We start from the raw sequence: 18,981 nt of genomic DNA on the forward strand, positions 1-18,981 counted from the left end.
AAAGTTCGGATCTAAAATCGGCGCGAGTTGACGCCGCAAAGCTTGTGCGCACGGATCACGAGTATAAACTCTGGCCAGTTTGAAGCCTGAGCAAGGAAGGTCAGTTTTCAGATGAAATTGCGCATATCGGGTAAACACATGGATATCGGCGATGCGTTGCGTACGCGCATTACCGATCGTGTCGGCGAGGCGATTGGAAAATATTTCGATCGCGGTTTTTCAGGGCACGTCACGGTCATCAAATCGGGGTCGCGTTACTCGGCCGATTGCATGATCAGGCTGGATTCCGGCGCTTCGCTGCAGGCAACCGGCGATTCCCAGGATCCGACACTTGCCTTCGAGGCGGCCGCGGACCGCCTCGAAACCAGGCTGCGGCGCTACAAACGCCGTCTGAAATCGCACAATTCAGGCAATGGAAATGGCGAAATCACCGACATCGCCTATACGGTAATGGCGCCGCTGACTGATGACGATGAGGACATTCCGGAGGACTACGCCCCGGCCATCGTCGCCGAATCAACCATGACGCTGCAGACCATGTCGGTCGCGTCGGCGGTCATCGAACTCGACACCAAGGACAGCCCGGTTTTCGTCTTCCGCAACGCCGGAAACGACCACCTCAACATCGTCTATCGGCGGCCGGACGGAAATATCGGCTGGATCGACCCGTCGACGACCAAAGTCGCACAGGCGTGACGACAACGACAATGGTCGCACAGGTGACGACAATGGTCGCACAGAGATGATAGCCAGCCGCGCGAGGGGCGAGGACTGGTGACGGCAGGCGAATAAGGGATTTCAAATATGGATCTGAGCGATCTTCTCAACGTTCCGGCGATCTTGCCGGCGTTGAAGGCGAACTCCAAAAAGCAGCTTCTGCAGTTGCTGTCCGAGAGAGCGGCGGCGATTTCCGGCATTCCGGAGCGCGAAGTGTTCGACACTATCCTGCAGCGCGAACGGCTGGGCTCCACCGGCGTCGGCAACGGCATCGCCATTCCGCACGGCAAGCTCGCCGGGGTGAAGCGCATCGCCGGCGTCTTTGCCCGGCTGGAGACGCCGGTCGATTTCGAGGCCCTGGATGACCAGCCGGTCGATCTGGTGTTTTTGCTGCTGGCCCCGGAAGGCGCCGGCGCCGATCACCTCAAGGCACTGTCGCGCATCGCCAGGGTTTTGCGCGACGCCGACACGGTGGCCAAGATCAGGGGTACGCGCGACGCGGTCGCCATCCACGCGCTGCTTTCGGACACGCAGGCCTCGCACGCCGCCTGAAGTTCTTCGGATTTAAGTCTTCCAGGGGCCGCCGAAGGCGGCCCTCTCCATTTCAACCGCCAGCAGTCGCCTTAGTGAATGGCGACAGTGGTCAGGTCGTTTTCCATGGCGCCGGCCAAAGCCCGGTCTTTCGCATCCGAAAGCAGGATCGGCTGGCCGTTGGCGGCAAACAGGGCCCACAGGACCATACCAGGCGCTATTTCGCCGAGGTTGGGGAAGCGCCCGAGCAGCTCGTCGCTCGAGACCTTGCGGAGATAAGCGACCGAGCCTTCGCCGAGATGGGCGAATTCGCCGCTGGTCATGGTGATGGTTTCGTCAGTTCTGGTCATTTCAAGCCTCCTTGGCGCGAGGACGCCGCTCAAGGCCATCCCGCATGAGAGCCATCGGTAAAGATCAGTCTTTCACCGATATATTTATTTTCCGTACCAGCCGTTCGGTATCCGGCCGATCGAGATCGATCGACAAAAGGCCGTTCTTCAGTTCCGCTGCAATCACCCGCATGCCGTCGGCCAGCACGAAACAGCGCTGGAACTGGCGCGCGGCGATGCCGCGGTGGAGGAATTCGCGCTCGGTGTCGTCGGTTTGACGGCCGCGCACGACCAACTGGTTTTCCTCCGTGGTGACATCGAGATCGCTTTCGGCGAAACCCGCGACAGCCAGCGTAATGCGCAGCCTTTCGGCCTTGCCGTCAGCACCGCTGAGGCGCTCGATGTTGTAGGGAGGATAACTGTCACCGGATTTCGCCAGTCGTTCCAGGGTCTTTTCCATGGCATCGAAACCAAGGAGAAGCGGGCTGGAGAAGGGCGTCATTCGGCTCATGTTACACTGTCCTCTTTGGAGCGACATAAACTGGAAAAACCCGGATGGCATTTTTCCCGATGGTCTTGATATGGTCCGCGCCGCGGCCAAGTTCAAGCCGCCGAACACCCCCGCCAAAAAGACTCCCCCGCATAAGGAAATGAAATGCCCCAGACCCGCAAGATCATCATCGACACGGATCCCGGCCAGGACGATGCCGTCGCCATATTGCTGGCGCTCGGCAGCGCCGAGCTGGAGATCGTCGGCATCTCTGCTGTTGCCGGCAACGTGCCGCTGAAATTGACCGAAAAGAACGCCAGGAAAATCTGCGAACTGGCCGGCCGGCCCGACATCAAGGTCTATGCAGGCGCCATCCGCCCGTTGGCGCGCGAGCTGGTCACCGCCGAGGAAGTGCATGGCAAGACCGGCCTCAACGGCCCGCAACTGCCCGATCCGAAGATGAAGCTGCAGGGCCAGTATGCGGTCGACTTCATCGTCGAGACGCTGATGAAGGAAGAGGCCGGCACGATCACGCTGTGCGCGCTCGGCCCGCTCACCAATGTCGCGCTGGCGCTGATCCGTGAGCCGAAGATCGCGCCGCGCATCAAGGAAATCGTACTGATGGGCGGCGGTTTCTTCGAAGGCGGCAATGTCACGCCGACCGCAGAATTCAACATCTATGTCGATCCGCAGGCCGCCGACCTGGTGTTCAAATCCGGCATTCCGATCGTCATGATGCCGCTCGACGTCACCCACAAGGCGCTGACCACGGCCAAGCGCACGCAGGCCATCCGCCAGCTCGGCACCCGGGTCGGCACCGCGACGGCCGAGATGCTGGAGTTCTTCGAGCGCTTCGACGAGGAGAAATACGGCACCGATGGCGGCCCGCTGCACGACCCGTGCGTCATCGCCTATCTGTTGAAGCCGGAGCTGTTCAAGGGCCGCAACTGCAACGTCACCGTGGAAACCACCTCCGAGCTCACCATGGGCATGACCGTCATCGACTGGTGGGGCGTGACCAAGCGGCCGAAGAACGCCATGGTGATGCGCGACATCGACCATGACGCCTTTTTTGCGCTGCTGGTGGAGAGGCTGGGGCGGCTTTAAGCCTGCCTTGACGCAGATCGTTCGCCCAGGGCCTAGCGCCTCTGGGCGATATCGGCTGCTTACTCGTCGAGCAGCCGATAGGTTTCGCTGCCATCCTGCCTATGCTGTTGCTCGACCGGAACTTGCGAACCCATGGCTCGTGGTGTTTCCGCATGGCCGTATACGAAAATCAGGTCGTTTTCGCTGAGACGGATACCATACAGGTAACGAAACCCACCGTTGATCCAGCCCTTTGGGTTCGGCGAGGCATCGAGAACACTGACAACCGTGCCTGTCGCCCGTCCCAGGCTGATGATCGGGCTGCTGTGTCCGGCGGCAGGCCTCATGATTGCAAAAATGCACGCGCCAAGCAGCACGGCAGCAAAAGCGATGCCCCAGACGTTTTCTCGCAGAATTGGCAAGGCGAGAGCCAAGCGTGCTTGTGCAAGGCGGGTCATTCTGGAAACCGGTAGAAGACGAAGCCATTATCACGCGTGACGCGCTCCAACTTTGCCGGCGCACCGATCAGATGCGGACGATCGTCATCGACAAGAATGGACGAACCGGTTTCGAGAGCAACCAGATAAAGGGTGCGGTCGTGGTCCGAATGGGCGCTTTTGACTGTTGCGTCGATTGGCTCGACTGACCGGATAGCGCTCGCATCATTCGTCCATTTGTAGAGAGCCGAAGGAACCATCACCGCGAACAGGGCGGCGGTCAGAATCACGCCGGGCGCGTTCCTTTTTATGCCAGCGTAAGTCCATGACATCGACGTGAATCCCCTAACGCGGATTCATGTGGTGGCGCGAAAGCTGACTTTCAATCAGGCTTCACGTACCGGCTCCGTTGGGAACGACCGTTGGCGGTCGTCACTTCGCCTTGGAAAACGCCAGCCACAGGCCGCCGCCGACCAGAAAGCTGCCGCTGATCCTGGACATCAGCTTGATGCGGCTGGCCGAGAGCAGGCGTCCGGCGCGGCTGGCGGCGAGCGCATGGGTGGAATCCGAGACGGCGGCAAAGATCATCGCGGTGAGGCCCATGACGACGATCTGTAGCGTGTAATTGCCCTGCGGGGCGATAAATTGCGGGAAGAAGGCGCCGAAGAACACCAGGGTCTTGGGGTTGCTGAGCGCCACCAGCAGACCCTGCAGGAAGAAGCCGCCACGCGGCTTTCTCGCCGTGCCGTCGCCGTTCAGCGTGCCCTTGGCGCGGAACATCTGCACGCCCATCCAGATCAGATAGGCGGCGCCGATCAGACGCACCCATTCGAACCAGTGGCCCATGCCCGCGATCAGCGTGTTGAGGCCGATGCCGACGATGGCGATCATGATGGCAAGCCCGGCCTGCGTGCCGGCGACATTGGCAAGCCCGGCGCGGTAGCCATGGCGGATGCTGTTGGCGATGATCAGCGTCACAGTCGGACCGGGCACCAGGATGATGACGATGCAGGCAAGGACATAGGCGGCGTAGAGTTCCAGCGACATGGGGACTTCCTCGAGGATGCGCTTAGGCGGCTGGCTGCAATCAATGCATGGCGGCGGGGCTGGTGCAAGCCGGTCGCAGACCGGCCGCCCCTCGCGTCAGGACGCCCCAGCCTGCCAAGGCAAGGTCGCCTCATAGGCCGCTCCGGCCCTGAGCACGGCGAGGTCGCCGCGCGGCCGGCCGATCAGCTGCATGCCCAAGGGGCGGCCTTTGTCGTCGAAGCCGACGGGCACGTTGAGGGCCGGACAGCCGCCGAGCGTGGCGAAGGCCGAAACCTGCATCCAGCGATGGTAGCTGTCCATCGTCCGTCCGGCGACCTCACTTGGCCAATGCGTGCCGACTTCGAAAGGAAAGACCTGCGCCGTCGGCAGCGCGATGAGATCGAAGTGCTCGAACAGCGACAGCAGCGTCCGGTGCCAGGAGGTGCGGATGACCGAGGCCGCGCGGATCTGCGGCGCCGTCAGCCGCATGGCGTTCTCCACCTCCCAGACGGCTTCCGGCTTCAGCAGGGCGCGCTTGTGCGGGTCGTCATAATGGACTTTCAGCGCCGAGCCGCTGCTCGCCTGCCGCAGCGTCACGAAGGCTTGCCACAGTGCCTCGAAATCGAAATCCGGCAGCAAGGGCTCGGTCAGGAAGGATGCCTCCGCGAAGCGGCCGAGTGCGGCCTCGCACAGATCGAGGATGCCAGGCTCCACCGGCAGGTGACCGCCTAGATCACCGAGCCAGCCGACGCGGCCGCCGCTTGCCGGCGTTGCCAGCCCTTCGAGGAATGAACCAGGCTTTTCCCAGGACAAGGGCGCATGCGGATGGTAGCCCGCCTGCACGTCGAGCAGCAGCGCCATGTCGCTGATGCTGCGGCCCATCGGCCCGTCTATGCCCATCTGAGCATGAAAGACTTCCAGGTCCGGCCCTCCGGGGACAAGGCCCTGCGACGGGCGGAAGCCATAGACATTGTTCCACGCCGCCGGATTGCGCAGCGAGCCGCCGAAATCGCTGCCGTCGGCGACCGGAACCATGTCGAGTGCAAGGGCGACCGCAGCGCCGCCGCTCGACCCGCCTGCGGTGAGCGCCGGATCGAAGGCGTTCAGCGTCGGGCCGAACACGTTGTTGTAGGTGTTGGATCCCAGCCCGAATTCGGGAACATTGGTCTTGCCGATGATGATGGCGCCGGCCTTGCGGATGCGCTCGACGAAGAATTCATCCTCCTGCGGCACGAAATCGGCGAAGATCGGCGAGCCGAAACTGGTCCTCAAGCCGCTCGTCATGGCGAGGTCTTTTATCGCCATCGGCAGGCCGAACAGCGAGCCGGCCGGCCCGCCTTGCGCTAGATGCGCGTCCGCCGCGTCGGCCTCGCGCAGGATGTCGGAGCGCTCGCGCAACGAGACGATGGCGTTGACCAGCGGGTTTACCGCGTCGATGCGGTCGAGGAATGCGGCGACCAACTCGCGCACGGACAGGCGGCGCAGCCGGATCGCCTCGGCCAGGTCGACAGCGGACATCTGGCAGATGTCGCCGGCGGGGGGCACGGCGTGCTTCGTTGCGGGGCGCAGGGCTGTCATCCGGCGTTGTTGCGCAGGGCGGTGTCGACATCCGCCGCCAGCGGGATGGCCGGCTGGGCGCCGGGCTTCAGGCAGGCGAGCGAGCCGGCGGCTGCGGCGCGGGTGAGAGCCTGCTCCAGCGGCAGGTTGGACGCCAGCCCGGCAGCGAGATAACCGCAAAAAGTATCGCCGGCCCCGACCGTGTCGACCGGCGTGATTTTCAGCGCCGGCACGGTCAGGAAATCCTCCGGGGTCGCCGCCAGCACGCCGTCGCCGCCGAGCGTGACGACGATGGTGCGGCCGGTTTTGCCGGCGAAGTCGCGCATGCGCGCCGGGCGGTCTCGGCCTTTCAGCGACAGCGCCTCGCCGTAAAGGTCGAATTCGGTTTCGTTGGCGACGGCGTAGTCGGCCTTGCCGAGCAACGCTGCCGCCTCGCTACGGAACGGCGCGGTGTTGAGCACGGTGACCGCGGCGGCGGCGCGTGCGGCGTCAAGCGCTGCACCGACAGTCTGCAACGGGATCTCGTGCTGCAGCAGGACGACGTCGCCCTTCGCAAGGAAAGCCTTGGCGAGATCGCCGGGCAGCACCGAATCATTGGCGCCCGGCACGACGGCGATGACATTCTCGCCATCGGCGCCGACGAGGATCAGCGCCGTGCCGGTGGAGGCGAAGCTCTGGCCGACGCCGGAGAGATCGACCTTGCCGGCCACGAGCAAAGCGAGGGCTTCGGTTGCGAAATTGTCCTTGCCGACGGCGCCGACCATGCGCACCTTGGCGCCGGCGCGCGCCGCAGCCAGCGCCTGGTTGGCGCCCTTGCCGCCGGGCGCGGTGGTGAAGCCGGAGCCGCGGACCGTCTCGCCCGGCGAAGGCAGGCGGTCGACATTGGCGATAAGGTCGAGGTTGATCGAGCCGACAACGATGATCAAGAAAGCCTCCTGCGGAATGCGCGGGAAGCTAACCTGTAAGCCGGCGGCTTGCCAGAGCGTGCGGATGTTTTGCGCCGGGAGCTCGCAAAAAGAAAAACACCGGCGAAGGGATTTCGCCGGTGTTGTTTGATGCGGGCAGCTTCAGGACGCGGTCTGGCCCGCTTCCCAACCGAGGATGGCGCGTTTGCGGGTCAGGCCCCAGTGGTAGCCGGTGAGTGCGCCGGACTTGCCCAGCGCCCGATGGCAAGGGACGACGAAGGACAATGGGTTGGCGCCGACCGCCGCCCCCACCGCCCGGCTGGCGTTTGGCGCGCCGATCCTGGAGGCGATCGAAGAATAAGTGCAGGCCTTGCCCATCGGGATCCTGAGCAGCGCGTCCCAGACGCGCAGCTGGAAGTCGGAGCCGATCATCACCACGCGCAGCGGCTGGTCGGCGCGCCACAATGTCGGATCGAAGATGCGCGCCGCATAGGGCTGGGTGGCGCTCATGTCCTCGACATAGGTGGCGTTCGGCCAGCGGCCCGACATGTCGGCGAAAGCCGCCCGCTCGCCGCCCGGATCGTTGAAGGCGAGCCCCGCAAGGCCACGGTCGGTGACCATGATCAGGGCGATGCCGAAGGGCGAGATGTGGTAGCCGTAGCGGATGGTCAGGCCCGCGCCGCGCGTCTTGTAGTCGCCCGGCGACATCGCCTCGTGGGTGACGAACAAATCGTGCAGCCGGCCGGGGCCGGACATGCCGAGTTCGAACGATGTTTCGAGGAGCGGCATGCCGGAATCGAGCAGTTTGCGGGCATGGTCGAGGGTGACCGCCTGCAGGAAGGCTTTTGGCGACAGGCCGGCCCAGCGGGTGAACAGCTTTTGCAGGCCCGTGGGTGTCTCGCCGACATCGGCTGCCAGGGCTTCCAGCGAGGGCTGGTCGCGATAGTCGAGGCTGATCTTCTCGATGGCGCGGCGCACGACCTCGTAGTCGCTGCCCTCGGGGGTGATGTCGTGCTGCAGGATCGCTGTCGGTTTCATCTGCGTATTCGTGGTCATCTGGGCGTTCATGGCAATATCTCCTTGACCGCGAATATCGGTCTTTCCGCCCCTTGCAACCACCCGAAACTTGCCTTGTGCCGCCTGTTCCCAGATAAATACTGGATTGCGCCCCGGGAGATGCCAATGGCCGGCGAAAGGGTGAATCTGAGCGGAGCAAGGGAGACCTTGCTGATGACGCTTTATGGCAAGGCACTGGAAAGCCGGCTGCCGCATTCGCTGCTCGGGGATCGCTTCGCCGACGAGGCCGTGCGCAAGATCGACTATGATTTCTCGCGCCTCAAGGTCGACACCAATCTCGGCATCGGCCTGGCGATCCGGGCCAAGACGTATGATGTCCGCGTTCAGGACTTCATCGCCAGAAATCCCGGCGCCATCGTGCTGCATCTCGGCTGCGGGCTCGATACGCGCATTTTCCGTGTCGATCCACCCGAAGGCGTGGAGTGGTTCGATGTCGATTTTCCGGATGTCATCGCGCTCCGGCGCAAGCTTTACCCGTCCCGGGACCACTACCACCTCGTCGGCTCTTCGGTAACCGACCCGGACTGGCTGGCAGAAGTGCCGAGCAATCGTCCGGCCGTCGTGGTGATGGAGGGGTTGACGCCTTATCTCCCGGTAGAGGAGGGGCCACGGCTGCTGTCACGCCTTGTCGCGCATCTTGCCGGCGGCGAGCTGATGTTCGACGCCTACAGCCACTTCGGCCTGAAGATGCTGCGCCTCAATCCGACCATCAGGGCGACGGGCGCCGAGGTTCACTGGGCGATCGACGACCCGCAGGTACTGGAGCGTGCCGTTCCGAAGCTGCGCTTTGTCGACGATATCTCGGCCTACAGCGCGGAACGCACAGCGCATATGAGCTGGTCCGCAAAACTGTTCATCGGGCTCTGGAGACACATTCCCGCATTGCGCAAGGTCGGCAGGATTTTACGCTACCGGTTCTGACGCGCCGACTCTAACGCGTCCTGGCTTTTGTCAGAGCACGTGAAAATGCAGTGGCAAAACTCTCGCGGGAGTCAGGGTCCAGGAATGACCCGATCGGCACATTCTGTCCTTGTGCTTCCACCGTCATCCTGGTGATGCCGATCTCGGCATGGCGAGCGACGGAAAAGCGCGCCCAGAACGGGTTGAAGCGATGCGCTTCCGACTTTCCCGAGGGCGCCGTCTTGCGGATGTCGAGGCTGGTGCGCGACACCGACACTTCCTCGCGGGCACGGGCGGCACGATAGTTGGCGCGGAAGGCGATGTAGACGGCGATGACGTCGAGGCCGAAGAAGCCGAACACCGGCCAGGCGCCGCGCGACAGGAAAAACGCCCCGGTCACCACCCAGCCGAACAGCAGCGCGCCCATCAGCACGGCAAAGCCGGTGCGGCCCAGCGAGCGGTGCGGTGTCAGCAGCGCCTGGAAGAATGGCTCGTCGGCCTGAAACGAGGCGTTTGTGTCGCTCATCCCAGGATATTATAGGAGGGAAATGGCCAGCCCCAAGTCCAAAAATCTTTCCCTATCCAAAAGTGAACTGCCGCCCGGGCGGCGCGACGGCTCGAATGCCAAGCCGCGACCGCGGCCGGCGCGGCTCCGTTCGCTCTACAGCGCCGCCGAGGTGCATGAGATCTTCCGGCGGTTTTCGGTGCAGCGGCCCGAGCCGAAGGGCGAGCTCGAGCACGTCAACGCCTTCACGCTGCTGGTGGCCGTGGTGCTGTCGGCGCAGGCGACCGATGCCGGCGTCAACAAGGCGACGCGGGCGTTGTTCAAGGTCGCCGACACACCTGAAAAGATGCTGGCGCTGGGCGGAGCCAGGGTTGGCGAGTACATCCGCACCATCGGACTCTGGCGCAACAAGGCCAAGAATGTCGTGGCGCTCTCGGAGGCGCTGATACGCGATTACGGCGGCGAGGTGCCCAGCGAGCGCGATGAGTTGGTCAAGCTGCCGGGGGTCGGGCGCAAGACCGCCAATGTCGTGCTCAACATGGCGTTCGGCCAGCACACGATGGCGGTCGACACCCATATTTTCCGCATCGGCAACCGCCTCGGCCTGGCGCCAGGCAAGACGCCCGAACAGGTCGAGCAAGGGCTGCTGCGGATCATCCCGGACGAGTATATGCGCCATGCGCATCACTGGCTGATCCTGCATGGCCGCTATGTCTGCAAGGCGCGCAAGCCCGATTGCCCGGCCTGCGTCATCGCCGATCTCTGCAAGGCCGAGGTGAAGACGACAGACGTGCCGGCGCCGCTCGTGGAAATCGCGGCGCCCGGCGTCCCGACAACTAGCTTTCCTCCACGAACACCTCTTCGCGCTTCTTCTTGACCGACGGCAGGAAGACGACGACGAGCACGGCCAGTGCGACGAGCAGCAGGCCGGCGCTGATCGGCCGCGTCACGAAGGTCGAGGGGTCGCCGCGCGACAGGATCATGGCGCGGCGCAGGTTTTCCTCGAGCAGCGGGCCGAGCACGAAGCCGAGCAGCAGGGGTGCGGGTTCGCAGCGCAGCTTGGTCAGGATGTAGCCGAGCAGGCCGAAGAATGCGACCGCGTAGAGATCGAAGGCGTTGGTGTTGACGCTGTAAACGCCGATCGAGCAGAACGCCATGATGATCGGGAAGAGCACATAATAGGGGATCGTCAGCAGCTTCACCCATAGCCCGATCAGCGGCAGGTTCAGCACGATCAGCATCAGATTGCCGATCCACATCGAGGCGATGATGCCCCAGAACAGCGCCGGCTGCTCGATCGCGACATTGGGGCCGGGCACGATGCCCTGGATTATCATGGCGCCGATCATCAGCGCCATGACCGGATTGGCCGGAATGCCCAGCGTCAGCATCGGAATGAAGGAGGTCTGGGCGCCGGCATTGTTGGCCGATTCCGGTCCGGCGACGCCGGCGATGGCGCCCTTGCCGAACTCCTCCGGGTGTTTCGACACGCGCTTTTCGACCGTGTAGGAGGCAAAGGCGGCAAGCACCGCGCCGCCGCCGGGCAGGATGCCGAGCGCCGAACCGATGATCGTGCCGCGCACGATGGGTGCTGCCATCGCCTTGAAGTCGTCGCGGGTCGGCATCAGGCCGGAGACTTTTTTGATCATCACCGAGCGCTCGTGCTCGTTTTCGAGATTGCGCAGGATCTCGGCGACGCCGAAGACGCCGACCGCCACCGCCACGAAGTTCAGCCCGTCGGCATATTCGCGGATGCCGAGCGTGAAGCGCGGCGTGCCGGTGTAGATGTCGGTGCCGACAATGCCGAGCAGCAGGCCGAGCACGACCATCGCCAGCGCCTTGACGATCGAGCCATGGGCGAGAGCGATGGAGGAGACGAGGCCGACGATCATCAGCGAAAAATATTCGGCCGCGCCGAATTGCAGGGCTATTGCCGTCAGCGGCGGGGCAAAGACGGCGACCAGGAAGGTCGACACCGTGCCGGCGAAGAACGAGCCGATCGCGGCGATCGCCAGAGCCGCCCCGGCGCGACCGTTCCTGGCCATCTGGTAGCCGTCGATGGCGGTCACGGCCGAGGAGGATTCGCCGGGCATGTTGATGAGAATGGCGGTGGTCGAACCGCCATACTGGGCGCCGTAGTAGATGCCGGCCAGCATGATGAGGGACGAGACCGGGTCGCCGATCTGGAAGGTGATCGGCAGCAGCATGGCGATGGTTGCGGTGGCGCCGATGCCGGGCAGGACGCCGATCAGCGTGCCGAGCAGAACGCCGATGAGGCAAAAACCCAGATTGGCCGGCGTGGTGGCCGTCGAAAAGCCGAGTTCGAGGTTCCTGAGGAGGTCCATCTCAGCGCCTCACAATGCCAGCCATTGGGGCAACCAGGGGCCGAAGCGCTGGAATGGCAGCCCGAGCGCGTAGCTGAAGACCAGCACCGAAAACAGCGTCAGGCCGGCCGACAGCAGAAGTGCCGTCAGCGGCTTCATGCGGGCGCTGGCAAAAGAGGCGATCAGCGCCGTCAGGAAGATCGACGGGACGAAGCCGAGGCCGCGCACGGTCATGCCGAAAAAGATCGGCGCCGGCAGGATGAACAGCATGCCGCGCCACGCAATGGGGCCGATCGGCTCGCCCTCGACGCGCACCGCCTGGACGAGGATGATGGCGCCGAGCACGATCAGCACGATCGCCAGCACCAGCGGGAAAAAGCCCGGTCCCATGCGGAAGGCGGTGCCGATTTCGAGGCCGAGCGATTGTATCGCGAAAAAGGCGCCGAAAAAGATGAACAGCGCGGCGCACAGGCCGTTTGCCCTGTCGATGGCGAAAGGTTTCATGGCGGTCCTCCCCTGACCCTTGCAACGGGCTTGCCGTTGCAAATGTGAAAACGGACGTCGAAGCGAAAACGGGGCGCCGGCAGCGCCCCGTTCAAGCCTCAGTCGGCGTATTGGCCGGCGGCTTCGATGATCGGCTTCCAGCGCATGATCTCGCCTTCCAGCTTGGCCTTCAGCGCTGCCGGCGTCGCGTCGGCCTCGGACGACGGCTTGGTGCCGAGTTCGGCGAAGCGGGCGATGACGTTGGGGTCCTTCAGCGCGACCTGGAGCGATTTCGACAGTCGGCCGGTGATCTCGGCCGGCGTGCCCTTCGGCGCATAGAGGCCGTGCCAGATGCCGACCTGCACCGCGGGCAGGCCGGCTTCGATGGTCGTCGGCACGTCCTTCAGCACGTCGAGGCGCTCCGGCGTGGTGACGGCATAGGCCTTGATCGTGCCGCCCTGGATCTGCTTGGTGGTGTTGGTGGTCTGGTCGCACATAATGTCGACCTGGCCGCCGAGAAGGTCGGTCATGGCCGGACCGGTGCCCTTGTAGGGCACGGTGACCAGCGGCGTGCCGATGGCGCTCATGAACAGCATGCCGCACAGATGCGAGGCAGCGCCGATGCCGGCATTGGCGACGGTGATGGTGTCCTTGTTGGTCTTGGCGTATTCGACCAGCCCTTTCAGGTCGGCCGGCTCCAGGTCCTTGCGGGCGACGATGGCCATCGGCACCTCGGTGACGAGGCCGACATACTCGAAGGCGTTCAGCGTGTCGTAGGCGAGTTTTCTGTAGAGGGTCGCGCTGGTCGCCATGCCGATGTGATGGAGGAGCAGCGTGTAGCCATCCGGGTCGGCGTTGGCGACGCGGCCGGCGCCCAGCGTGCCGCCGGCGCCGCCGACATTTTCGACGATGATCTGCTGGCCGAGATCCTTCGACATGGCTTCGGCGACGAGCCGCGTAACCGTGTCGGTCGGACCGCCGGCCGCAAACGGCACGACGACGGTGATGGTGCGCTCGGGATAGGTCTGTGCGCTGGCGGTGAACGAATAAAGCGTGACGGCCGCGGCGGCGGCCAGGGCGGCTACAATTTTCCTCATCGTAATTCTCCTCCCAGGATATCAATCTCCGATCGCTGTGCAGGTCAGGCAGCAGGGTGCAACAAAGGCAAGCTAACAGATTGTCGCCTGACGCAAACTGCAAAATACAGTCGTGCGCAACCATGGCAATCAGGGGGAGTATGCCCGGCGAAGATGGGGTTTCGTGTTGGCGTTGCTTCAATAACCGTAGCCGCGCGCCATCGCCGCCGCGAAGACCGGGATCAGCAGGAAGATGAAGGCCTCGGCGCGCACATAGGTCTTCACCGAGGCGAGTTCCGCCGCCGGCACCTGGAAGCCGGGACTGGCGCTGGCTTGCCGGTTCCAGGAGATGAAGCGGATGGTCGGGATGATCGACAGCAGGCCAACGATGCCGAACGCCGCCATCTTGGCCCAGAACACCCAGTTGTAGACATAGAACTCCCAGCCCTTCAGGCCGTAGACGACGCGGCCGATGCCGACGATGATGATCGACATCGCGAGGATGCCGTAGTGGCGGTCGATGCCGGCAAGCCGCTTCAGCGTGGCGGCGGAGAGGTCGCCGCGGATCAGGACAAATTCGGCGCCAATGATGCCGGCCAGCGAGAACACCAGCAGATGATGGAAAATGGCAAGCACGAGATCGGTGGTGTCCATGGCGTTCTCCTCCCATTGGCGGTATCGAGACCGGCCCTTGCCGGACCGGTTGCGAAAGGTAGCACCGTTCGGCAGAATTCCCAGAGGCGGACCTGGGTTGGACCATCGGCGTCGCCATCCTGACAGCTGGGGTTTTCTGAAATGGCCGGACTGAAGCGCGCCCTGAACCCGATGCCGGACGACATCCGCATCGCCCTGACCGAAAAAGGACTGACAGCGGCCTACGAGGCGCGGCCGGACTACCAGAAGAACGATTATCTCGGCTGGGTCGCCCGCGCCAAACGCAGCGACACCAGGCAGAAGCGGCTCGACCAGATGCTGGACGAATTGCGGCGCGGTGGGCTCTACATGAAGATGGTCTGGCACGGCTGAAAGTAAGCCGACGCTGTTCGCTTCGACCGCCTGGTCGCGCCAGGCCGTTCGGAAGCTTCCCTGGCTGAATGATGATCCGGCTTGGCCCTTGTCCGGGCGCGCTGGTTTGCTAAGCGCTGACCGTCAACGGAGGCAGAGTTTCATGGGCAGTCCAAAAACAGCCGGCGTCCCGGTTCTCGAAACGGAACGGACCATCATGCGGGCGCACCGGATCGAAGATTTCGACGACTATGCCGTCATGTGGGCCGACCCCGTCACCACCCGTTTCATCGGCGGCAAGCCGCGGACGCGGGAGGAAAGCTGGATGCGGTTCCTGCGGCATGCCGGCCTGTGGTCGCTGCTCGGCTACGGCTTCTGGGCGGTCGAGGACAAGGCCAGCGGTCGCTTCATCGGCGAGGCCGGATTCCACGATCTGAAGCGCGACATCGAGCCGTCGCTCGAGGGCATTCCGGAAGCCGGCTGGGCGCTGGCGCCCCAAGCACATGGCAAGGGTCTTGCCAGCGAAGTCGTCAGAAGGGCCCTGGCCTGGGGCGACGAAACCTTTGCCGGCGCGAGAACCGTCTGCATCATCGATCCGGAAAACACCGGCTCGTTGAACGTTGCGGCAAAGTGCGGCTACACCAAGGTCCTGGAAACGACCTATCACGACGGGCTGACGATCCTGCTCGAACGGCGGGTGTGAGGCGCTTCATCGACGCAATTTCCACGTTCTGCCAGGGTTGGCTATTCTAATCTAGCTACGCAATTCCTGTGGGAAAACCGCTCACACTTTTCCTGGAATTGCCCTTTGGGGGAGCCGACCATGCGTGCGATCAATGCGATATTTCTGAAGCTTTTCTGGGCGGGGCTGCTGCTCCTGGCGGCCGTGCAACTGGCGGGCGCCGATGCGACGGTACCGACCGCCGACATCGAGGGCGGTGCCGACAATCATCTGGCCAAGCGCTACGAGGGGTCGTTCATCGTCTCCTACGAAAAATTCGCCTATACCGATTTTACAGTGCCGCTGTCGCCGCTGAAGCCGAGCGCCGATCCGGATGCCCGTGACACGATGAACAACCGTGTGTTCGCGCCGGACAAGAAGGCTGAGGTCGAAGGCGCGCTGACCCGCATCGCCTATGTGCTGCCGGCCGAGCGCTCCCCGCTCGAAGTGCTGCGCAACTACCAGGATGTGATCGCGGCCGCCGGCGGCGAAGTCCTGTTCGAATGCAAGAAGGAAGAGTGCGGCGGCGCCGCCGACCGGTCGTCGAGCGGTGGCGGCGGCGACATGAGCCTGATGATGTATTTCTTCCATGAAAGCGACGTCAAGGACGCGGCCTTTTCCAATGGCGCCTGTGCGGTAACCACCGGTATCAACGACCAGCGCTTCTTCGCCGCCAAGCTGCCGCAGGACGGCGGCGACGCCTATGTCACGGTTCAGGCCTATTCGCTGATCGACGACCTCTACTGCAAGGAACTCAACGGCGGCACCATTGCCGTCGTTCAGGTGCTGGAGCCCAAGGCGCGCGACAAGAAGATGGTGGTGGTCGAAGCGGCCAAGATGGCGGATTCGCTGTCGGCCACCGGCTCCATCTCGCTCTACGGCATCTTCTTCGACACCGACAAGGCCGACATCAAGCCGGAATCGGAACCGACGCTGAAGGAGATCTCGACGCTTCTGACCAACGAGCCCGGCATGGCGGTGATCGTCGTCGGTCATACCGACAACCAGGGCGCGTTCGACTACAATATCGATCTGTCGTCGCGGCGGGCGCAGTCGGTGAAGGCGGCGCTGGTCTCGAAATACGGCATCGATGGCGGCCGGCTGACCGCCGCCGGCGCCGGCATGATGGCGCCCGTCGCCAGCAATGACGACGAAGCCGGCCGCGCCAAGAACCGCCGCGTGGTGCTGGTCAAGGCGAACTGAGGCCGATCACGGTTTCAGCGCCGGCTAGGCGCGCTGCCTGCTCCAGCATCGAGGCATCCTCGCCAAAGGCGCGGGTGGCGCGAGCGGCGGCCTCCAGCAGGTCCGGTGTCATGCGGCGCAGGAACGCCGTATCGACGCGTGTCGACGGGCCGGCCAGCGTCAAGGCGCCGAGCAGAACGCGGCCCGGTCCGAACACCGGCACCGAGACGCCCGCCGTCTCAGGGTCGCGATCGCCGATCGACAGATAGTGGCAGGCCTTGCGGATGGTCTCGTATGGTTCGCCCGGCTGGCCTGAAAACGCTGCCAGCACGCGGCCGCCCGAGCCGGTGAGCAACGGCAGCAGGTCGCCTTCCCGGATGGTGTAGCGGATAGGATGCTTGGATTCGACGCGGTAGAGACAGGTGCGGGCGTCGCCCGAGCGGACATAGAACGCCACGCTTTCCCAACTGCGTTCGGCAAGATCACGCATGATCGGCAGCAGGATGTCGACCGCCACGACCGAGCGCTGGTAAAGCGCGCCAAGCCGAAAGGTGTCGGGTCCGATGCGGTAGCGGCCATCGTCGAGCCGCTCCAGCAACTGCCCGCGCAGCAATGAGTTCGCCAGCCTCAAAATGGTGCTTTTGTAGAGCCCGGTGCGCGCCGCGATCTCGGCCAGGCTGAGCGAGCGGTCGGCGGTCGCGAACGCGTCGAGAATGGCAATCGCGCGGTCGAGCGCGGCAACACCATCGGCCGGCAACGGCTGGGATCGCGCTTCGGTCATCTCACGAACAGTTTCATTCCAGTTTACCTGCTCGGACAAAGGCCGGCCGAAGCGATTGTGCCGCACATCCATGGTTCTGTCTAGTAGAACAGCGTTCCTGTTGACAGAACGCACCGAAATCGGCATGAATTTTTGCCGAGCGGGTCTGTTTTCAGGCTACGTTTCTGGCAGGCACCGGAGGAGGTGTCGTGATTTGGAGGAATCCCATGCTGAACAGACGCAGATTTTTGATGAGCACCGCGGCCGCAGGCGCTGCCGGATTCGTTGCAACGCATTTGACGCCCGCCCTCGCTCAGGATGCACCGCAGATCCAGATCTTCGTGCCGGCCGCGCCCGGCGGTGGCTGGGACCAGACGGGGCGCACCATCGACCAGGTGCTGCGCAGTGAAAAACTGATCTCCGGCTCGCAGATCACCAATGTCGGCGGCGCCGGCGGCACGGTCGGCCTGCCGCAGTTCATCAGCCAATGGAAGGGCAAGGGCAATTCGCTGATGGTGGCCGGCATGGTCATGGTCGGCGCCATCATCGCCAACAAATCAGCCAACAACCTCTCCGAAGTCACGCCCATCGCTCGCCTCACCGGCGAGTTCGAGGCGCTGGTGGTGCCGGCGGATTCGCCGTTCAAGACGGCCGGCGATTTCGTTGCGGCGCTCAAAGCGGATCCGACCAAGGTTCCGGTGGCCGGCGGCTCGGCCGGCGGCTCCGACCACATCCTGTTCGGGCTGATCGCCAAGACGGTCGGCGTTCCGGCAACCAACCTCTCCTATGTGCCTTTCGCCGGCGGTGGCGAGGCGCTGTCGGCGCTGCTCGGCAACCAGGTTGCGGCCGGCATTTCCGGCTTCGGCGAGTTCTCCGAGCAGGTCAAGGCGGGCGCGCTTCGGCTGTTGGCGATCTCCGCCGACAAGCGCCAGGACGGCATCGACGCACCGACGATGAAGGAAGCCGGCATTGACGTCGAACTGTTCAACTGGCGCGGCGTATTCGCACCGCCAGGCGTCTCCGACGCCGACAAGGCGGCGATGGTCACGATGATCGAGACCATGGCCAAGAGCGATGCCTGGGCAGCCGAATGCAAGAACCGCAACTGGACCCCCATCCTTCTGACCGGCGACGATTATGCGAAATTCCTCGTCGACGACACCGCCCGCATCACCGCGATCCTCAAGGATCTCGGCCTCGCCTGATGTCTTCAGGGGCGGCCACGGCCGCCCCTTCCGACATTAGCCTGCGAGATGGACATATCATGCGCTGGGAGTGAAACTGCGGATGCGGCCGGCGGGAGGATGCCGGCCATCTCGGGAGGACATCGATGAGCACCAGCGACCAGCAGCCGGCGCCCCCGCGCCTTGCCATGCCCGAATTGTTGATCGGCATCGGGCTTCTCGCCTGTGCCGCGGCCGTGGCGTGGCAGACCCTGGCGATCCCGGTTTCGCCGCTCTATTCCAAGGTCGGGCCGACCGTCTTCCCCTACATCACCATGACAGGCATGATCGTGCTTTCGCTGCTGCTCATCGTCGCCGCGCTGCGCGGCGGCTGGCAGCCGCAGGAGGAAAAGGAAACGCCGACCGACTGGAAGGCCATGGGCATCGTCGTTGCCGGCCTGGTCGCCAATCTGGTGCTGATCCAGCCGCTCGGCTTCACCGCCGCCTCGGTCATCATGTTCGTGCTCGTCTGTTATGGCTTCGGCAGCAAGCACACGCTGCGCGATGCGCTGACCGGCCTGATCCTGGCGCTTGCCGCCTATTTCGGCTTTGCCAGGGCGCTCGGCGTCAACATTGGCGCCGGCTTCATCGAAAACCAGCTGAACACGGTGATCGACGCGATCATCGCCACTGCGAGGGGCTGACGC

At 64.0% G+C, this 18,981-nt stretch carries 24 protein-coding genes; 10 read left to right on the forward strand and 14 right to left on the reverse strand.

From position 1 onward, the window contains the following. The first annotated feature begins 111 nt into the window (after window positions 1-111). Together hpf and ptsN are read left to right on the forward strand one after the other, a co-directional pair. Window positions 112-696, forward strand: a complete 585-nt coding sequence (gene hpf, locus NKI37_RS24990; RefSeq protein ID WP_023751408.1) for a ribosome hibernation-promoting factor, HPF/YfiA family — start codon at window positions 112-114, stop codon at window positions 694-696. Between the two features lie 108 nt (window positions 697-804). Next, entirely contained in the window at window positions 805-1,269 is a 465-nt protein-coding gene (gene ptsN, locus NKI37_RS24995) for a PTS IIA-like nitrogen regulatory protein PtsN (RefSeq protein ID WP_023669743.1), read from the forward strand. A gap of 71 nt (window positions 1,270-1,340) precedes the next feature. Here ptsN and NKI37_RS25000 read toward each other — a convergent pair whose 3' ends face one another. Together NKI37_RS25000 and NKI37_RS25005 are read right to left on the reverse strand one after the other, a co-directional pair. Further along, entirely contained in the window at window positions 1,341-1,598 is a 258-nt protein-coding gene (locus tag NKI37_RS25000; protein WP_023683072.1) for a BQ00720 family protein, read from the reverse strand. 64 nt (window positions 1,599-1,662) lie between these two features. Further along, the gene (locus NKI37_RS25005) at window positions 1,663-2,088 is read right to left on the reverse strand and encodes an Hsp20 family protein (RefSeq protein ID WP_023669741.1); all 426 of its coding nucleotides are present in this window, start codon (window positions 2,086-2,088) and stop codon (window positions 1,663-1,665) included. Window positions 2,089-2,232: 144 nt separating this feature from the next. Between NKI37_RS25005 and NKI37_RS25010 the strand changes: the two genes are divergently transcribed. Beyond that, window positions 2,233-3,174: a nucleoside hydrolase gene (locus NKI37_RS25010; protein WP_023691960.1), complete on the forward strand. Its 942-nt coding sequence runs from the start codon at window positions 2,233-2,235 to the stop codon at window positions 3,172-3,174. 59 nt (window positions 3,175-3,233) lie between these two features. Here the strand turns inward: NKI37_RS25010 and NKI37_RS25015 are convergent, their stop codons facing one another. The 6 genes from NKI37_RS25015 to NKI37_RS25040 all read right to left on the reverse strand — a co-directional run bounded on the left by NKI37_RS25015 (window position 3,234) and on the right by NKI37_RS25040 (window position 8,146). After that, window positions 3,234-3,611, reverse strand: a complete 378-nt coding sequence (locus NKI37_RS25015; RefSeq protein WP_023691959.1) for a hypothetical protein — start codon at window positions 3,609-3,611, stop codon at window positions 3,234-3,236. Next, a complete protein-coding gene (locus NKI37_RS25020; RefSeq protein WP_023714116.1) occupies window positions 3,608-3,922 on the reverse strand; it encodes a hypothetical protein in 315 nt (104 codons plus the stop codon). Before NKI37_RS25020 ends, NKI37_RS25015 begins: the two co-directional genes overlap by 4 nt. 100 nt (window positions 3,923-4,022) lie before the next feature. Then, complete coding sequence (locus NKI37_RS25025; RefSeq protein ID WP_352788411.1) at window positions 4,023-4,637, reverse strand: LysE family translocator; 615 nt, start codon at window positions 4,635-4,637, stop codon at window positions 4,023-4,025. Between the two features lie 96 nt (window positions 4,638-4,733). Then, window positions 4,734-6,194, reverse strand: coding sequence for an amidase (locus NKI37_RS25030; protein WP_352788414.1), 1,461 nt, complete (start codon window positions 6,192-6,194; stop codon window positions 4,734-4,736). Continuing rightward, window positions 6,191-7,099 carry a ribokinase gene (locus NKI37_RS25035; RefSeq protein ID WP_023683075.1) on the reverse strand — a complete coding sequence of 303 codons (909 nt, stop codon included), beginning with the start codon at window positions 7,097-7,099 and terminating at the stop codon, window positions 6,191-6,193. The genes NKI37_RS25030 and NKI37_RS25035 overlap by 4 nt, the downstream gene beginning before the upstream one ends. A 141-nt stretch (window positions 7,100-7,240) precedes the next feature. After that, window positions 7,241-8,146, reverse strand: a complete 906-nt coding sequence (locus NKI37_RS25040) for a methylated-DNA--[protein]-cysteine S-methyltransferase (RefSeq protein WP_031203907.1) — start codon at window positions 8,144-8,146, stop codon at window positions 7,241-7,243. A 114-nt stretch (window positions 8,147-8,260) separates the two neighbouring features. Here NKI37_RS25040 and NKI37_RS25045 point away from each other — a divergent pair, with 114 nt between their 5' ends. After that, a complete protein-coding gene (locus tag NKI37_RS25045; protein ID WP_023737543.1) occupies window positions 8,261-9,076 on the forward strand; it encodes a class I SAM-dependent methyltransferase in 816 nt (271 codons plus the stop codon). A gap of 10 nt (window positions 9,077-9,086) precedes the next feature. Here the strand turns inward: NKI37_RS25045 and NKI37_RS25050 are convergent, their stop codons facing one another. Next, the gene (locus NKI37_RS25050; protein WP_023669732.1) at window positions 9,087-9,581 is read right to left on the reverse strand and encodes a DUF2244 domain-containing protein; all 495 of its coding nucleotides are present in this window, start codon (window positions 9,579-9,581) and stop codon (window positions 9,087-9,089) included. A gap of 22 nt (window positions 9,582-9,603) precedes the next feature. Here NKI37_RS25050 and nth point away from each other — a divergent pair, with 22 nt between their 5' ends. Further along, window positions 9,604-10,437: an endonuclease III gene (gene nth, locus NKI37_RS25055; protein ID WP_023683078.1), complete on the forward strand. Its 834-nt coding sequence runs from the start codon at window positions 9,604-9,606 to the stop codon at window positions 10,435-10,437. Here nth and NKI37_RS25060 read toward each other — a convergent pair. The 4 genes from NKI37_RS25060 to NKI37_RS25075 all read right to left on the reverse strand — a co-directional run bounded on the left by NKI37_RS25060 (window position 10,397) and on the right by NKI37_RS25075 (window position 14,097). Further along, window positions 10,397-11,905, reverse strand: a complete 1,509-nt coding sequence (locus NKI37_RS25060; protein ID WP_023683079.1) for a tripartite tricarboxylate transporter permease — start codon at window positions 11,903-11,905, stop codon at window positions 10,397-10,399. The genes nth and NKI37_RS25060 overlap by 41 nt on opposite strands. 9 nt (window positions 11,906-11,914) lie before the next feature. After that, window positions 11,915-12,388, reverse strand: coding sequence for a tripartite tricarboxylate transporter TctB family protein (locus NKI37_RS25065; RefSeq protein WP_352788417.1), 474 nt, complete (start codon window positions 12,386-12,388; stop codon window positions 11,915-11,917). Window positions 12,389-12,486: 98 nt separating this feature from the next. Next, the gene (locus NKI37_RS25070) at window positions 12,487-13,464 is read right to left on the reverse strand and encodes a tripartite tricarboxylate transporter substrate-binding protein (RefSeq protein WP_023683081.1); all 978 of its coding nucleotides are present in this window, start codon (window positions 13,462-13,464) and stop codon (window positions 12,487-12,489) included. Window positions 13,465-13,641: 177 nt separating this feature from the next. Continuing rightward, window positions 13,642-14,097: a DUF2214 family protein gene (locus NKI37_RS25075; protein WP_023700090.1), complete on the reverse strand. Its 456-nt coding sequence runs from the start codon at window positions 14,095-14,097 to the stop codon at window positions 13,642-13,644. 141 nt (window positions 14,098-14,238) lie between these two features. Between NKI37_RS25075 and NKI37_RS25080 the strand changes: the two genes are divergently transcribed. The 3 genes from NKI37_RS25080 to NKI37_RS25090 all read left to right on the forward strand — a co-directional run bounded on the left by NKI37_RS25080 (window position 14,239) and on the right by NKI37_RS25090 (window position 16,372). Then, the gene (locus NKI37_RS25080; RefSeq protein ID WP_352788419.1) at window positions 14,239-14,469 is read left to right on the forward strand and encodes a YdeI/OmpD-associated family protein; all 231 of its coding nucleotides are present in this window, start codon (window positions 14,239-14,241) and stop codon (window positions 14,467-14,469) included. A 142-nt stretch (window positions 14,470-14,611) separates the two neighbouring features. Beyond that, window positions 14,612-15,151: a GNAT family N-acetyltransferase gene (locus tag NKI37_RS25085; protein ID WP_023686555.1), complete on the forward strand. Its 540-nt coding sequence runs from the start codon at window positions 14,612-14,614 to the stop codon at window positions 15,149-15,151. Between the two features lie 120 nt (window positions 15,152-15,271). Then, entirely contained in the window at window positions 15,272-16,372 is a 1,101-nt protein-coding gene (locus NKI37_RS25090; RefSeq protein WP_352788421.1) for an OmpA family protein, read from the forward strand. Here NKI37_RS25090 and NKI37_RS25095 read toward each other — a convergent pair. Then, a complete protein-coding gene (locus tag NKI37_RS25095; protein WP_352788422.1) occupies window positions 16,359-17,132 on the reverse strand; it encodes an IclR family transcriptional regulator in 774 nt (257 codons plus the stop codon). The two genes, NKI37_RS25090 and NKI37_RS25095, sit on opposite strands and share 14 nt — an antisense overlap. A 206-nt stretch (window positions 17,133-17,338) precedes the next feature. Between NKI37_RS25095 and NKI37_RS25100 the strand changes: the two genes are divergently transcribed. Together NKI37_RS25100 and NKI37_RS25105 are read left to right on the forward strand one after the other, a co-directional pair. Continuing rightward, window positions 17,339-18,316, forward strand: coding sequence for a Bug family tripartite tricarboxylate transporter substrate binding protein (locus NKI37_RS25100; RefSeq protein WP_023686552.1), 978 nt, complete (start codon window positions 17,339-17,341; stop codon window positions 18,314-18,316). Between the two features lie 125 nt (window positions 18,317-18,441). Beyond that, window positions 18,442-18,978: a tripartite tricarboxylate transporter TctB family protein gene (locus NKI37_RS25105; RefSeq protein WP_023683087.1), complete on the forward strand. Its 537-nt coding sequence runs from the start codon at window positions 18,442-18,444 to the stop codon at window positions 18,976-18,978. Window positions 18,979-18,981 lie beyond the last annotated feature (3 nt).

The sequence above is a fragment of the Mesorhizobium sp. M0626 genome (assembly GCF_040320665.1).
GTDB lineage: Bacteria > Pseudomonadota > Alphaproteobacteria > Rhizobiales > Rhizobiaceae > Mesorhizobium.

What these genes read in the sequence shown, in the direction of transcription:
- hpf (WP_023751408.1), top strand. Translation starts at nt 112, where the DNA reads ATGAAATTGCGCATATCGGGTAAACACATGGATATCGGCGATGCGTTG.
- ptsN (WP_023669743.1), top strand. Translation starts at nt 805, where the DNA reads ATGGATCTGAGCGATCTTCTCAACGTTCCGGCGATCTTGCCGGCGTTG.
- NKI37_RS25000 (WP_023683072.1), bottom strand. Translation starts at nt 1,598, where the DNA reads ATGACCAGAACTGACGAAACCATCACCATGACCAGCGGCGAATTCGCC.
- NKI37_RS25005 (WP_023669741.1), bottom strand. Translation starts at nt 2,088, where the DNA reads ATGAGCCGAATGACGCCCTTCTCCAGCCCGCTTCTCCTTGGTTTCGAT.
- NKI37_RS25010 (WP_023691960.1), top strand. Translation starts at nt 2,233, where the DNA reads ATGCCCCAGACCCGCAAGATCATCATCGACACGGATCCCGGCCAGGAC.
- NKI37_RS25015 (WP_023691959.1), bottom strand. Translation starts at nt 3,611, where the DNA reads ATGACCCGCCTTGCACAAGCACGCTTGGCTCTCGCCTTGCCAATTCTG.
- NKI37_RS25020 (WP_023714116.1), bottom strand. Translation starts at nt 3,922, where the DNA reads ATGTCATGGACTTACGCTGGCATAAAAAGGAACGCGCCCGGCGTGATT.
- NKI37_RS25025 (WP_352788411.1), bottom strand. Translation starts at nt 4,637, where the DNA reads ATGTCGCTGGAACTCTACGCCGCCTATGTCCTTGCCTGCATCGTCATC.
- NKI37_RS25030 (WP_352788414.1), bottom strand. Translation starts at nt 6,194, where the DNA reads ATGACAGCCCTGCGCCCCGCAACGAAGCACGCCGTGCCCCCCGCCGGC.
- NKI37_RS25040 (WP_031203907.1), bottom strand. Translation starts at nt 8,146, where the DNA reads ATGAACGCCCAGATGACCACGAATACGCAGATGAAACCGACAGCGATC.
- NKI37_RS25045 (WP_023737543.1), top strand. Translation starts at nt 8,261, where the DNA reads ATGGCCGGCGAAAGGGTGAATCTGAGCGGAGCAAGGGAGACCTTGCTG.
- NKI37_RS25050 (WP_023669732.1), bottom strand. Translation starts at nt 9,581, where the DNA reads ATGAGCGACACAAACGCCTCGTTTCAGGCCGACGAGCCATTCTTCCAG.
- nth (WP_023683078.1), top strand. Translation starts at nt 9,604, where the DNA reads ATGGCCAGCCCCAAGTCCAAAAATCTTTCCCTATCCAAAAGTGAACTG.
- NKI37_RS25060 (WP_023683079.1), bottom strand. Translation starts at nt 11,905, where the DNA reads ATGGACCTCCTCAGGAACCTCGAACTCGGCTTTTCGACGGCCACCACG.
- NKI37_RS25065 (WP_352788417.1), bottom strand. Translation starts at nt 12,388, where the DNA reads ATGAAACCTTTCGCCATCGACAGGGCAAACGGCCTGTGCGCCGCGCTG.
- NKI37_RS25070 (WP_023683081.1), bottom strand. Translation starts at nt 13,464, where the DNA reads ATGAGGAAAATTGTAGCCGCCCTGGCCGCCGCCGCGGCCGTCACGCTT.
- NKI37_RS25075 (WP_023700090.1), bottom strand. Translation starts at nt 14,097, where the DNA reads ATGGACACCACCGATCTCGTGCTTGCCATTTTCCATCATCTGCTGGTG.
- NKI37_RS25080 (WP_352788419.1), top strand. Translation starts at nt 14,239, where the DNA reads ATGGCCGGACTGAAGCGCGCCCTGAACCCGATGCCGGACGACATCCGC.
- NKI37_RS25085 (WP_023686555.1), top strand. Translation starts at nt 14,612, where the DNA reads ATGGGCAGTCCAAAAACAGCCGGCGTCCCGGTTCTCGAAACGGAACGG.
- NKI37_RS25090 (WP_352788421.1), top strand. Translation starts at nt 15,272, where the DNA reads ATGCGTGCGATCAATGCGATATTTCTGAAGCTTTTCTGGGCGGGGCTG.
- NKI37_RS25095 (WP_352788422.1), bottom strand. Translation starts at nt 17,132, where the DNA reads ATGACCGAAGCGCGATCCCAGCCGTTGCCGGCCGATGGTGTTGCCGCG.
- NKI37_RS25100 (WP_023686552.1), top strand. Translation starts at nt 17,339, where the DNA reads ATGCTGAACAGACGCAGATTTTTGATGAGCACCGCGGCCGCAGGCGCT.
- NKI37_RS25105 (WP_023683087.1), top strand. Translation starts at nt 18,442, where the DNA reads ATGAGCACCAGCGACCAGCAGCCGGCGCCCCCGCGCCTTGCCATGCCC.